Annotated in this window: 10 protein-coding genes and 2 pseudogenes; 1 reads left to right on the forward strand and 11 read right to left on the reverse strand. The window is 28.8% G+C overall.

Annotation, left to right across the window (positions count from 1 at the left end):
• Positions 1–109 (reverse strand): annotated as a pseudogene (locus RR539_RS06330) (ZIP family metal transporter); the annotation flags it as partial.
• A gap of 265 nt (positions 110–374) precedes the next feature.
• Here RR539_RS06330 and RR539_RS06335 point away from each other — a divergent pair.
• Positions 375–761, forward strand: coding sequence for a hypothetical protein (locus RR539_RS06335; protein WP_332500250.1), 387 nt, complete (start codon positions 375–377; stop codon positions 759–761).
• A 389-nt stretch (positions 762–1,150) separates the two neighbouring features.
• Here the strand turns inward: RR539_RS06335 and RR539_RS06340 are convergent, their stop codons facing one another.
• The 10 genes and pseudogenes from RR539_RS06340 to RR539_RS06380 all read right to left on the reverse strand — a co-directional run bounded on the left by RR539_RS06340 (position 1,151) and on the right by RR539_RS06380 (position 14,262).
• The gene (locus tag RR539_RS06340) at positions 1,151–1,894 is read right to left on the reverse strand and encodes a class I SAM-dependent methyltransferase (protein ID WP_332500251.1); all 744 of its coding nucleotides are present in this window, start codon (positions 1,892–1,894) and stop codon (positions 1,151–1,153) included.
• Positions 1,895–1,965: 71 nt separating this feature from the next.
• Positions 1,966–3,210, reverse strand: a complete 1,245-nt coding sequence (locus RR539_RS06345) for a TnsD family Tn7-like transposition protein (RefSeq protein WP_332500252.1) — start codon at positions 3,208–3,210, stop codon at positions 1,966–1,968.
• A gap of 9 nt (positions 3,211–3,219) precedes the next feature.
• Positions 3,220–3,699, reverse strand: a pseudogene (locus RR539_RS10895) (TniQ family protein); the annotation flags it as partial.
• The gene (locus RR539_RS06350) at positions 3,689–5,377 is read right to left on the reverse strand and encodes an ATP-binding protein (protein WP_332500253.1); all 1,689 of its coding nucleotides are present in this window, start codon (positions 5,375–5,377) and stop codon (positions 3,689–3,691) included. The pseudogene RR539_RS10895 and the gene RR539_RS06350, both read right to left, overlap by 11 nt.
• On the reverse strand, positions 5,361–7,520 hold the full coding sequence (locus RR539_RS06355; RefSeq protein ID WP_332500254.1) for a hypothetical protein: 2,160 nt from the start codon (positions 7,518–7,520) through the stop codon (positions 5,361–5,363). Before RR539_RS06355 ends, RR539_RS06350 begins: the two co-directional genes overlap by 17 nt.
• Positions 7,521–7,531: 11 nt before the next feature.
• A complete protein-coding gene (locus RR539_RS06360; RefSeq protein WP_332500256.1) occupies positions 7,532–8,314 on the reverse strand; it encodes a TnsA endonuclease N-terminal domain-containing protein in 783 nt (260 codons plus the stop codon).
• A gap of 210 nt (positions 8,315–8,524) precedes the next feature.
• On the reverse strand, positions 8,525–9,088 hold the full coding sequence (locus RR539_RS06365) for an HD domain-containing protein (protein WP_332500257.1): 564 nt from the start codon (positions 9,086–9,088) through the stop codon (positions 8,525–8,527).
• Positions 9,089–9,337: 249 nt separating this feature from the next.
• Positions 9,338–11,071 (reverse strand): TnsD family Tn7-like transposition protein, encoded by a 1,734-nt coding sequence (locus RR539_RS06370; protein WP_332500259.1) that lies wholly within the window; start codon positions 11,069–11,071, stop codon positions 9,338–9,340.
• A gap of 281 nt (positions 11,072–11,352) precedes the next feature.
• The gene (gene glmS / locus RR539_RS06375) at positions 11,353–13,182 is read right to left on the reverse strand and encodes a glutamine--fructose-6-phosphate transaminase (isomerizing) (RefSeq protein ID WP_332500260.1); all 1,830 of its coding nucleotides are present in this window, start codon (positions 13,180–13,182) and stop codon (positions 11,353–11,355) included.
• Positions 13,183–13,557: 375 nt separating this feature from the next.
• Entirely contained in the window at positions 13,558–14,262 is a 705-nt protein-coding gene (locus RR539_RS06380) for an N-acetylmuramoyl-L-alanine amidase (RefSeq protein WP_332474008.1), read from the reverse strand.
• Positions 14,263–14,299: the final 37 nt, after the last annotated feature.

The following is a 14,299-nucleotide window of genomic DNA, read 5'->3' on the forward strand; positions in this document are numbered from 1 at the left end:
TTGTTTTAAAGAAAAATACTAGTGATGCACCAAGTGCTGTAACACCCCATGTGAAAAGCGTTGCTGCTAATGCTTGCTGTACTGGAGTTAATTCACTTATCCACTGAATCATAATTCCATCTCCTTTAACTTAAATTACTATAATAGTTCCTTATATCATCTACCTAATTTATCTTTTAAAGTAATTTATTATCTATCTCTATTAAAATAATATACCTAAATAGCTATTAAATCAACAACAATTGTTATTTAGTAAAAATTATTACTTATTATAACTTTATTAAGATTTAATATATTAAATCTTAACTTATTCTTAACCCATATAATTTTACATTTACCATATAATAGTAATATATAGAACTAGGAGGTATTTCATGAATATACCAAAAATAATATTTAATACTTTTATTATACTTGAGATAATTTCAATCCTATTTTCCATATATATTTTTAGTAGCTTATTAGAGTTTTCACCTTGGCATGATGGATGTGGCTTTCAACTTCTTTATTTATTTGTAGCATTTATTGCACAGCTTATATGTTCCCTAGCCTTTATTTGTTTAAATTCTAAACTAGGCTTAGGTAAGGAGATTATATTTCATCCATTTATATTTATAGGAATTTGTATTATTCCTTTTAATGCTTTAAGTACAGTAAACCCTCTTGTTTACAATGCTGTATTAATTTCAACTATAATTATACTGCTAGCATTATGTTGTAGAATTTTATATAAATCATTTAAAATAACAAAAAGAGCTTAGATAATTGTTATCGTAAAATAAAGTCGGTAAAAAAATATACCTCTAAGCCTCATTGTACCGTTGACATAATTTTACTACCACAAAATAAAGTCGGTAAAAAAAGTATCATTTTATACTTTATACTTAAATTTTAGTAAAATAAAGTCGGTAAAAAAACATGTAAATAAATCACATGTTTTTTCATTTTAAAATTATGTAGTTTATTTTCAATATATTTTGCAACTTTTTTCTAACCTTATACAATCACCCATGCAAACCTATAAGTTTTGTATATTTGCCATGCCTTTACTAACTAATATTTCTTTTAGTAGTTTTAAACATATTTTGCTAACAATATCTCTATTATATTTTACTAATAATGCTTCTAAATCTTAATATAATAAACACTATTAATAATTCATTAGTATAGACGTTAAATAAACCTCTATTAGTTCATCTTCAAAAACATTACCTTTAACCTCAAGAGCTTTCCCTCCTGTCGATAATGTTTGTGTTCTAATATTTTCATATTTTATATTAGAAAAGTCAAACTCTTTTTTTATTGTAACAAAGTAAGTGTCATTTTCCTCAGTTAATTTTTGATCAATTCTATCAATTATGTTTACTGGAACTTTCTTATAATAAGCAATCTTGCAAGCCATAGATATAATTATCTCTCCATAATAACATTTCATATTTGATGCAATTTGCTCAACACTTAGTCCATAATCATACATAATAGGTCTATAATATTGAACCATTTCATCATCCCAATAAGTTCCTACATTCCAACAAATAACTGCATCAAATGAACTTTCTTTCAAATAACTACTAAGTGAGGTATCAAACAGCTCTTTATTCAAAATAATTACATCATAATTTTCCAATCTATCTTTAAGTGACCCAACTTTGTATCCTTTACTTTCTAAGAGTAACTTTGCTTTATCAATACAAAAAATATTTTTTTCAATTGCTATAACCTTATGCCCTGACTCTAACAGTGAAAGAGTACTCTGCCCTGTTCCACAACCTATTTCAAGTATTATATTATATTCTTTTATCTGATTAGCCATCCATGAATATGAATTATTTTCATAAAAAAAATTTGAACTCTCATTCCACTCATTTGAATATTTTTTTTGTGATGTATCCATATAAACTCCTCCAGTATAATATATATACACCATAGCAAAAATTTATATTTTTTTCAATAATTAAAATTATTTTACATTTTTCTTTGCTTAAACTCTTCTATACTTTCGCATATTTTATCTAAATATTCTTTAGTAGATTTTAACTTATCTATTTTTCTTTGAATTAATGCCAACTTGTTTATTTTCCTACCTATTAAAGACCTTGTTATTCTTACTGGTTTAGTCTCATTTATTAAACTTTCATATGCAGTAATACATAATAGTAAAACTTCATCATCCTTATCCATCCAATATTTTGTATAATCCCTTACACTCTTTTTATTATATTTTATAAGTGGTATATGTTGATCTATAAAATCTTTATCATTTTTATATAGCCATAAATATTCTTTTCTTAACACACTTCTTAACTTACTTCTATTTATATTAGAATCTATAACTAACATATCCATTATCTTTTTTCTATAAATAGTTTTAACTTCTTGTTTTGAATCAGTTTTGTCTTTAAATAAGTTTTGTCTTTGGGTATTTAACATACACTTTAAATTTAGTTTCTCCGAGTACTTTACAACAGTTGTCGAGTCACATTTCATCTGACTTGCTATAGCTCGTATAGAACTTTCACTTACTATTAAGCTTTTTAACTTCCTCTCCCATACCTCTCCGTATTTTATTACTTTTCCAATAAAGTTTTTTTGTTTCTCTAAATCCCTGGCATATATAAATCCACAAATACATTCAAAAGTACCTATATACTTTTTTGACTTGTAATCTTTAGTTATTTTATATTCTTCTATTACTTCTTGATTATAATACTCACAAGCAATATTTAAACAAGGCCACTTTTCTTTTCTTTTTTCACTATCTATTTCATCCAATTCTTTTACGAACCCAACCATTCCTCCACATAGGAATCCTATAAATAGTAGATGTCTTATTGGATGAATACTACTTCTAAACTTGCGTGTAATTTTCCTTAACCAACTATGTTCATTATTATTTAAATTAAAACTTTCAAGTAGTTCAAGTGTTTCTCTTCCATAATAGTTTATAAATTCTTCCTCTAAATTTAATTGAAATACTCTTCCTGTTACGCTTGAAAACCCCTTATTATATAATATCTTTTTATATAATTTATCTATATTGTCAATGCTGTATTTAGATATATTGCTATTTAATATGTAGTACACATCTTTTGCTAATTTACACAAATCACTACTTATTTTTTCCTTAAAATATGTTTCCTTAAAATCAACGTTATTCTTATCTAAAACTATAAACTCTTGAATCTTTTTAAATACACTATATTTTTTCAAACAACATCCATGTAGTTCACACACCAGTACTCCTTCAACTTGATGTGTTCGATGTATATATGCTTCACCTAACTCTTTAAACTCTTTCTTAACACATAAAGGACAATAGTGTATACCTTGCTTCTTACATATCCCCCCTGCTAACATTCCTGTCTTATATTTAATTGCACCTCCTTTTCCCCACATCATCAACTCAAATATATCATTTCTTATTTCATTACTTAAGAAATTACAATATATAGGGTACAAAGTATTACTATTTAATATATTTATAGCATTAGTATCCTGTATTCTTCTTAAGTTGTTACAAAATACTTGAATGTGACTTTGAAATTCTATTGTAGGTATTATATTACTTGTACTAAAAAAATCTTTCATAGTATCTTTTAGACTTATATTTCCACCTTGTGCATGATACCTTCCAATAAGACTATATAAAATCTCATCTGAATAAACTTTAGGTAAAAATGATATAATTTTACTCACCACCTATTATGCTTTTTATCATGTCATCACTATTTTCTAAAATAAATTTACTTCTCTCTTCATTAGATATCTGCTTATTTTTCTTACCTTTTGCTTTTTCCTCCATGCTTTTAATACCTATTTCATCACTTTTTATTAGTAGTTTTACTACTTCATTTAATAAAAATGACTCTTCCTTTTTATATCCATGCTTCTCTATTACTATGTCAATGCTCTTCTTAACTTTATCTATTCCATGCCCGAATCTTGATAAAGTTATAATAAGATTACTTCTCACTTCTGACTCCTTGTTTGCTATCTTTCTCATTTGACTATTATATATTTCATTAACTCTCTCCTCTATTTGTAGTCTCTTCTGTGACTTAAGTGCCTCACCAGTTATATCTGGACTACATAGATCTTCGAACTCTGATAATATATCTATATCATCAGTTAATAGTGCATTTGTCATTCTCTTTGTTAAATTAAATTTGTTATCTGCAACCTTTTTTATAATAGTCTCTGTAATCTCTTCTTTCCCTGATACTATTGCCTCAATCTGACATGCAACAAATAACTTTATTATTCTATCTGTTATTCCTACTGTCTTCTCATATATCAACTTCTTAATCTCTTTTGTTAATATTGAAGTATTCTTTACCCACTGGTATCTCCATAAATCTTCAACAAACATATTCCACTCCTCATTCTGTAACATAACACCCCAATTTATGTTCTCAATTCCCATTGCCCTTCTTGCATGCCTAAAATCTTTACTTAAAATAGACTTATGTGCTTTGTATGTTCCTATATAAACTATTGGAACTCTTATTTCATTCATCATAGTAACAAAATAGTTTAATATATTTTCCCCTTTAACACTTGAACTTAAATGTTGTATCTCATCTATAACAAGTAATCCTAATCCGTGCTTAAGCGATAACTGTGCCATTGAAAGTATCATTCTATCTATTCCTATACTATTTTTACCATACTTTCTTAGATAATCAGTATTAAGTATCTTATCCAACTCCATAAAAAATTTCTGACACAAACCTTTTAAACTACCATTATATGTACAGTCTATTTTCAACCATGTTACTTGAGTAAATAAAAACCGGTTTCCCTCATACCCTGTATGTTGTATTACTTGAGGGTAATATACCAAACTATTACTTACTGCTGTTGTCTTACCTCCTCCACTTATCCCTAAAATTGAGAATCCAGTAGATGAACTTGCTGAAGAACTACATATACATGCAGCTTCACTACTCTCCTTACTATAGTGACTTGTTAACAAACTTGAATATTTTTTTAATTCATTAATATATTCTGGAGATGTTATTCTTTTTGATACATACCCTTGCCTAATAACATTAGCTATATTAGACTCTACCTCAAAATTCTTTATCATTGGAATTAAATAATCCAACAGTCTTAAAGTAGCTTGGATTCTATATTCCTTACTTTCATTCTTTTCGCTTTCTAAATATAATGGTGGTCTATATAAGCTTCTAAAACTTTGGTCTATATTTTTAACTGGCGGTAATGCCTCTATTAATTCATTACCTTGAAATGTAGGCTCATCCTGCTTAATATACTTTGCAAGTACATGTTCATTAAACTTAAATATCCCATTATTATATTCTTCATATTGACTACAACTATAGTCTTCAACATACTCTTTATCCTTCGCTACCATTAAAAAAATCCTTTCTAATTCTCATTATATCCTTAAGCATATCTTCTCTTGAGTCATCTTTATATGTATAGTCAATAGTATCATCGTTCTTATTTTTTTCAATTTTATTTTTACTTTCAAGAACTATTGCTTGCTTACCTCTATGGCTATCATTTTCAATTTTTCTATTTTCCCTTATGTTTTTTATATTATTTTTACTATCTCTACTTAAATCGGTTGCCTCTTTTATAATTTTCTTAACCTCTTGATCAAAATTTAAGTTTAATTGATTCATATCATCTTCTAATTCAGTTATCTTGTATCTTTTACAAAATAGATAATCCTCAATCTCACCATAAGTTGCACCTTTAAATAATTGATTGGATGTTTTTTGCATATTTAAATATGCCTTTATAATCTTATTACTGTGTAATATTAAATAAATAATTGATACATCTCTATCGTCATAGGCAATTTCAACATATTCTGCCCCCTTTACTCTTGACGATAAAAACCAATTTTCTTTTTCCGCTAATTCACATGTATATATCATACCTCTATACCTTATTCCATCTTCTCTTATAGAGGCTGTTGCTCTTTTCAATAGATTTACCCTGAGTAAGTCTTCAGGTAATCTTCTTAAATTTCCTGTCATATTACTCATACCCCAATTCCATATATCAATTGGTATTGGTTTTACCTCATCTTTAATCATTTCTTTAGTTAGTGGATACTTCTCCATTACTGTTTTATTTCTTTTTAATACAGCGTAAATAATAATCTGAGTAAATTGTATTATATCCAGCTTTGCATCATATCTATAGTCTCTAACCCCTCTTTCCCTAAATTCTTTTTTCACTTCCCCTGGCAACCAATGTTTTACTTCTGTATTTATGACATGAAAGTATTGTTCAACTAATCCCTTTGCACATCCCATATAACTTGGTGTATTCTCAAGACCTATTCTTAATCCTTGAATTATATTCTCTGCAATAGGCCCAACTAATTCTCCTCTATCTGCTAAAATAACTTGGGGTAACCCTTTAACAGGCCACTCTTCTTCACTTATATTTACCCCATATCTACTACAAAAATCCACTTTATTTTCCATGCAATTATATAATGCAGTAGATGCTCCATTCCAAGAAGGTCCTTCAAGACATACATTAACACCAGTTATCATCCTACTAAATACATCTATTATTAAGTAAACTACCGGTCTTCCAATGACAGATGTTCTATCAATTCTACTTACTAAAAAAACATCTGCAATTGTAGCATCAATTTGATACCTAAATCCTGGTCCATATGTTTCATATATTGAGTCAGACTTTAAGTTTTTATAGTTCAAGTTAAACTTCTTTTCACCTAATCTCGCTAACAATTTTTCATCTAATCCCTTGTTATTGTAAATCCAATATTTAAACTGCCCTAAAGTTGGTATCTCGTTTATACTCTTCACTTTTCTTTCTATATTGATTCCCTCTTTTACCTCATAAGAAAAAAATTCATTTAGCATCATTCTATATACTTTAGCTAAGCTCATTTTCTTATCTCGCATATAATATCTATTACATGCAATATTAAATATTTTTTCTATTCCTTCATCTATATTTATTCCTATTTGCTCCCCAGTTATATAGCTTAATCTTTTAGGTCTCCCTCTTTTTACTGTACTATTCATCCGTTTCTTATTTTTACCACCACACTTATCAAGATCAGTCGCAAGTGCATACTTTGTTTTTCCACCTTGTAAATATTTTCTTAAGTACTTATAAATTGATTTTTCACTAATACCATCTTCATTTGATACGTCTATAATTACTTTTCTTCTTACCTTAAAAGAATAAAATTCTGGTTCAGGGATTCTTCTAAGGACTTTCTGTATAATCATATGTGATTGATTTAATAACTTAGCCTGTCTATCGGTTAATTTACTTTCATCAATAATTTTAATATATGGATCATCCTCTACTAACTCTAAAACTCCGAGATCTAATTCTGAGTTTATTACGCTAATATTTAAACGAATAATATTTAACTTTTTTGTAAATAACTCAATTACAAAGCAATAACTATAATCCTGTTCAATCCATACTATTCTAAAAAATTTACTATTCCCTGAATCTCTTATAATATCATTTACCATTAAATATCTACTCATCCTACTTCTCCTTAAATCCATACTTTCATATTTCTAAAATCAAACTTCACATTCATATTTGTTTTTATCTCTTTTATTGCTAATAAGTACTTAAAAAATCTAATACCTTCTCCATTAATCCAACCATTTATATCTTCAAACTTTTTTGAAGCTCTTAAAAAATCATATTCATTTTTAACTAATAAAGTTTTATAACTAAAAATAAACCTTTTTATTTCATTTTCTGTATAGCCACTTTCTTCTCCCCAGAAATAATCATTATAAATACTGTAAATATTTATCGCTTTAACTTTATCTATATTTTTATCTGTTACTATTGCCCAAGGTATACCTTTAATATCCCAATACTCTTTTTCAATTCTTAACTTATCTACTGTCCTTAAATTTGATAACTCACTATCAGTTTTTATAGCAATTGCTAACTTACATATCTCATTATTTTTCCTCTCCGCTACTAAAAAATCTGTCGTCATTACTGTTTTTATCCTTTGTGTTTTAGGAGGATGTACTACTTGTATTTCTTCCGAAATTAACAAAGTTTGCTCTAAAGGTAGTAAGGGGTATTGCTCCCTTATTTCCAAAATATTTTCATTCCATTGCAATAACAGAAAAAAGTATAACTCCAAATCAGACATTAACTGAAATATTCTTTTATGCTTCCACCCAATCATTCTATGGCTTCTACTTCTTGTACCAAATTCATGTACCTTAAGCCATGGCTTGTAATTCTCTCCAATTCCCTCTCCTCGCTTTTCTATTAGTCTATATTTATCCGTTTTTCTTTGTATTGACATACCATTCACCTCAAAAAATAAAAACCAGCTTTTAAAAACATCATGCGTTGTCTAAAGTCAACAACCTGATTTTTTTTTAAAAACTGGTTTATTTAATATAAATTATTAACTTAATATTAAAAAATTAATCATTTTACTATAAATTAATATAATTATCATTATAGTAAATATTAATTTAAAATTTATGTGCTTTAAAATCTGCAACTTTAATTATAATTTTTCACCTAATTTATTCAAAGTATCTTCACGAACTGCTTGCCTTACTAATTTAAGATATTCTGAAAAGGCAACCTTGTCATTTGCATATGTTTTATTTAACTCATATTCTTTTGGAATCCAAGTAGATAAGTCAGAAACGTTGTGTTGTATTAAAGCCTCAAGTCCATCAATAGCTTTAAAAATTTGAGCCTCTTTAGTCTTACGCTCTGCCATTTCTTCATAAAGTGAAATCATCTCTTTTGCATATTGATCAGGAAGAGAATTTACCCAACTATATAATAAATTTTCTTCTGTCTTTTCATCAACTTCTGTCTTTTCAAAAGTAGGAATATCCCCTGTAAATGCCTCTCCTAAGTCATGTATAATACACATTTTGATAACTTTATCCATATTTACTTCTGGAAATTCATCCTTCATAAAATAAGCCATTAAAGTCATCATCCAACTATGTTCAGCTACACTTTCGTGTCTACCTTTAGACGTATAGCAATGACGAGTCACGTCTTTTAGTCTTTCAGCAATCAAAAGTGTATCCAGTAATTTTCTTGGTTCCATAACTATATCCTCCTAAAAATCAACATTCACAAGGTAATTTATAATCAAACTATCTCATAAACAATACCATTATTTAAAATTTATATTCTTATTATACATAATTATATATTACAAACATAGTAATTATGTAAACAAATACTAACAACTTGATATAAGTTAATAAACAATACGCTATCTGTTTATTAACCTGGCAAAGTATATTGTTTATTGAATGGAAATCATCTTCTTTCAAACATTATTTAAATTTTTCTAACTTCTTCTAATGCTTGTACAAAATCTATTAAGTATTTCTTCAGTTATAGGCATTTTTTCTCTATAAACTTTATTTTTTATACCATAATAATTAATATCCGTTGCTATATATGCCAATTTTATCACTTTTTCTTCTTTTAACATTCTGTTAATCGAATTCTCAACTTTTTTACTTATTTCAAGATCTTTTTTACTCCAATAGCCTTCAAAGTATTTATCCATACCTTTCTGGATGCTAATAGATTGTGGTATGTGTTTCTTAAGCCACTCCTTATCATTTCTATATAAATAGGTATACTCTTTTGTTAATAGCTTCTGTAAGTCACTCTTAGTTACTTCTTCTTCACTATTAATTAAACTCTGTAATCTACTTCTGTAGATATTTAATATCTCACTATTATCATAATTACACACTTTGGTCTTACTTTTCCTTTTTTTAACTTCTGTATAGTTTCCTATTTCAATAGATAACTTACTTGCTTGTAATTTTACAGTTGTCCTTGAACATCCTAAACTTTCTGCAATTTCTGTCAGCAATGTTTCTTTATTAACCAAATCTTTAAGCTTTTTCTCCCATAAATGACCATAGGATAATACTCTCCCTAACTTAAATTTATCATCTTCTTTATTGGGAAATACTCTTCTTGTATATATCATCCCACATTCCAAACACTCAAATCCATATAAAGTATAACCTGTATTATTTCTTTGCTGAAATTTATATATATCTATGACCTCTTTTTTATACTGTGGACAGCATTTATTAAAACATGGCCAAGGACCATTGTCTAACATTAAAGATTTAGTTACATCATAATTAACAAATTTATCAAGATTTCCAAATGCGAAGTATATAAAAAGTAAATACTTAAAAGGATGTATTAATGTGTCTTTTCTATTCTTTACTATTCTCATTATCCAATTAATATTAGCATCTTGATTTGGTATTAAATTAAAAGTTTCAAGAAATTCTATAGTATTAAATTCTATAAAATCCCTTACTATATTTTTATGCATTACTGAACCATTATTTATCCAATAATTTTTTCTAATTAACATATGTTTATATTTATCTTTTATTGAATGTAAGGTATGATCCGTCAATGAGTTTTCTTTAAGAATACTATTAAGATCATTAGCAATTTTAATACCTATATCTTTATTTATTATTATAGGTTTCGCTTCTTTTTCTATTAAATCATCTAAGCTCAACTTATCTACATCTATAATTTCTTCTTTATTATAACGTAAACTTTTTAATTGAGTCCCATGTACATTACAATAGTTAACTCCAAATATTTGATGAGATCTATGTAAATATGTCTCACCGTACTTTAATTTATCATCACTAATACATTTAGAACAAATTTTAAATGTATTAAATTCATATTCTCCATTAGCTTTCATTGTAAACTTGTCTTCTTTTCCCCCACTGCCCTTTATACTCTCACAAATTAAATTATATCTTTTTAGAGTTAAAAAAGGCTTAAACATTGGAATTAAAGTATGATTTTTTATTATATACTCTGGTGTAAATCCCAGAATACTACTTGTCCTATCACATAAGGTATTTAATCCAAATACTTCTCCTAACCCAAGCGAACTCTTCTTTTTTCCAAACAACTCATCAAGAGTATCCTTTAATAATAAATTACCACTGAATTTATGATATCGACTAATCCAGCTATATAAAATCTCATCTGGATAAATATCTCTAATTATAGTTATCATAACTTTTTTCCTTTGTATATAGTTTAATAAACCATCCTATTAACTTTTCAAATATAATGGTTTGTTTTTACTTTTATGTATTATATTTAAATCAGCGAATTTAAAACAAAAATCATGGATAAAATTATTAGTTTAATCTATCCATGATTTTAATATTATAAATTTATAAACAATTTTAAAGTCATATTTTTTACCGACTTTATTTTTTTTTTACAAACTTTATTTTTTTTTTACCGACTTTATTTTACGATAACAATAATGAATCTAAGCTCTTAATAATTCTATTCTACTGTAACTGACTTAGCTAAGTTTCTTGGCTTATCTACGTCACATCCTCTTTCAATTGAAACATAGTATGAAAGAAGTTGTAGTGGAATAACTGATAGAACAGGTGATAGTAGGCTTAATACCTTAGGTATATATTCTACTGCCTCTGATACCTTTTCTATTTCTGTATTTCCAACGCAAGCTATTGATAATACCTTAGCACCTCTAGTAACAACCTCTTGTATGTTACTTACCATTTTATCAAATAATTCATCTTGAGTTGCAAGTGCAATTACAGGGATTCCATCGTCTATAAGAGCGATAGGTCCGTGCTTAAGCTCTCCCGCTGCATATGCCTCTGCATGAATATATGAAATTTCCTTAAGTTTAAGTGCTCCTTCAAGTGCAACTGCACCATCAAGTCCACGTCCTAGGTAGAACATATCCTTTTCGTTGCTGTTAAGGTGAGCGAATTTTTGAAGAGTTTCCTTATTGTTAAGTAATTCTTCAACCTTCTCAGGTAAAGTTAACATCTCATCTCTAATAACTCTAAATTCTTCAACTGTCATCTTATCGTTAAGTCTTGCAAGGTATAAACCTATAATATACATAGCAATTAATTGAGTTGTGTATGCCTTAGTTGAGGCAACAGCAATCTCAGGTCCTGCCCAAGTATATAGTATATCATCTGCTTCTCTAGCAGCTGAGCTTCCTACAACGTTAGTTACAGCTATAACTCTTGCACCCATTTTCTTTGATTCACGAAGAGCTGCCATAGTATCTGCAGTTTCACCTGACTGGCTAACTACGATCATAAGAGTTCTTTCGTTAATAATTGGGCTTCTATATCTAAATTCTGATGCAATATCTATTTCAACTGGTATTCTAGCAAGCTTCTCAATTACATACTTACCAACCATACCTGCGTGGTAAGCTGTACCACATGCTACTATAAATATCTTATCAATATTCTTAAGATCTTCCTTTGTAAGCTTAATATCATCAAGCTTAATCTCATCTGAATCAGCCATAATTCTTGAAGTCATAGTATCACGGATAGCCTTAGGTTGTTCGTGGATTTCTTTAATCATAAAGTGCTCATATCCACCCTTTTCTGCAGCTTCTGCATCCCAAGTTACGTTGAATACTTCCTTCTTAACTGGCATTCCCTCAAGAGTTGTAATAGTAACACCTTCCTTAGTAAGAACAACAAGCTCCTTATCTTCAAGTAGGTATACCTTTCTTGTTTGTGCAAGAATAGCTGGTATATCTGATGCGATGAAGTTTTCATCTTCTCCAATACCTACTATAAGTGGACTGTCCTTTCTAATAGCTACTAACTTATCAGGTTCGTTACTAGTAATAACACCTAGTGCATATGACCCTTCTAGTTTTTCTACAACCTCTGCAACAGTTTTTACTATGTCTCCATTATATAAATGGTCAACTAGATGTGCTATAACCTCTGTATCTGTATCTGATGTAAATACATATCCAAGGCTAGTTAGCCACTCCTTTATATATATATAATTCTCAATAATCCCATTATGAACTACTGCAATAGTCTTTGATGCATTAAAATGAGGGTGTGAGTTAACATCTGATGGCTCTCCATGAGTTGCCCATCTAGTATGCCCTATCCCTAATTGTCCCATTATTGGGTTAACTTCAAGTTTCGCTTCAAGGTTTTTAAGTCTTCCAACGCTTTTTTCAATTTGGATATCTCCATTGTTGATAATAGCAACCCCTGCTGAGTCATATCCTCTGTACTCAAGCTTTGAAAGTCCCTCGATTAATAAAGGTGATGCTTCTCTACCACCTATATATCCTACGATTCCACACATAAATTAAATTTCTCCCTTCAATTAAAACCATCAAAACCCAATAACCACACCTTTTTGTTCCTTAAATCACTTTAAGGGTTTGTTAGGCTTTTTCGCTGGTTAAACGCAGGGCATCCGCCGATAAATCGATAAACCCTGTCCTCGTCAATTTCAATCCGAAATCCTGGCGCTATATATAAAATTTCTGATTAGGTTTTGTCTGATTATATAGTCCCGTATATTATATCAAAAATAAAGGATTTCGTCTTGTATTTTTTGTATTTATCCATTTTTATTAGTATTTTATATATTAATTTATTTATACATAAAAATAAAAGGCACCATAAATATTATGATGCCTAAGATTAAAAACTTCTTTACAGTTTGGTTAACAAACTACTCTGTTGCTTCAATTGAAACAGTGTAACCACTACTTTTTAGCATAGCTGATATTTTAACAGCTCTACCATAATCCATTGTTCCACCAACATTAACCTTATATGTTTTTATTGTTCTAATTGAAGAATTACTATTCTTCCTCTTTATAAATGGATCATCTTCAAGTTCTATAATACACTTAGCAGGGATTTTCTGTCCTGTAATCCCCTCAACAATAGCCTGTGCAACTAAATCATCTTCATAAAGCTTCATGTCTTTTTCACTATCTATATATGCAATTTCAACAAGCATTGCAGGTGCTTTACTCTTTCTTATCATGTATAGCTTGCTACCATCAAATATACCGCTATTTTTAAAGCCTAGCTTACTTAAGTTATTAAGTACCCTTTCTGCCTGTGGAAGCTTTCTGCCTCTAAATGTATAAACCTCGCTTCCATTACGCTTGCCATCAAATGCATTAAAATGCAGTGATACTAAAAGGTCTAAATACTGTGCATTTGCCTTAGCAACTCTTTGCTTAAGACTTTCATTTTGTGTGTTTGCATAATCAACAGTTACGTCAACTACAGTGTGACCCATACACTTTAAATACTGTATTACTTTTTCTCCAACTTCCCTTGTTTCTTCCGACTCTTTCTTAAGACCAACTGCACCATAATTAGCTGGATTCAATGTATGGCCCATATCAATACCAATAATCACTAAATAACCACCCTTTTTAAATCTTTAATACTATACT

Origin of the sequence: Clostridium sp. (assembly GCF_036639235.1) — a bacterium.
GTDB lineage: Bacteria > Bacillota > Clostridia > Clostridiales > Caloramatoraceae > Clostridium_AB.

What these genes read in the sequence shown, in the direction of transcription:
- RR539_RS06335 (WP_332500250.1), top strand. Translation starts at nt 375, where the DNA reads ATGAATATACCAAAAATAATATTTAATACTTTTATTATACTTGAGATA.
- RR539_RS06340 (WP_332500251.1), bottom strand. Translation starts at nt 1,894, where the DNA reads ATGGATACATCACAAAAAAAATATTCAAATGAGTGGAATGAGAGTTCA.
- RR539_RS06350 (WP_332500253.1), bottom strand. Translation starts at nt 5,377, where the DNA reads ATGGTAGCGAAGGATAAAGAGTATGTTGAAGACTATAGTTGTAGTCAA.
- RR539_RS06355 (WP_332500254.1), bottom strand. Translation starts at nt 7,520, where the DNA reads ATGAGTAGATATTTAATGGTAAATGATATTATAAGAGATTCAGGGAAT.
- RR539_RS06360 (WP_332500256.1), bottom strand. Translation starts at nt 8,314, where the DNA reads ATGTCAATACAAAGAAAAACGGATAAATATAGACTAATAGAAAAGCGA.
- RR539_RS06365 (WP_332500257.1), bottom strand. Translation starts at nt 9,088, where the DNA reads ATGGAACCAAGAAAATTACTGGATACACTTTTGATTGCTGAAAGACTA.
- RR539_RS06370 (WP_332500259.1), bottom strand. Translation starts at nt 11,071, where the DNA reads ATGATAACTATAATTAGAGATATTTATCCAGATGAGATTTTATATAGC.
- glmS (WP_332500260.1), bottom strand. Translation starts at nt 13,182, where the DNA reads ATGTGTGGAATCGTAGGATATATAGGTGGTAGAGAAGCATCACCTTTA.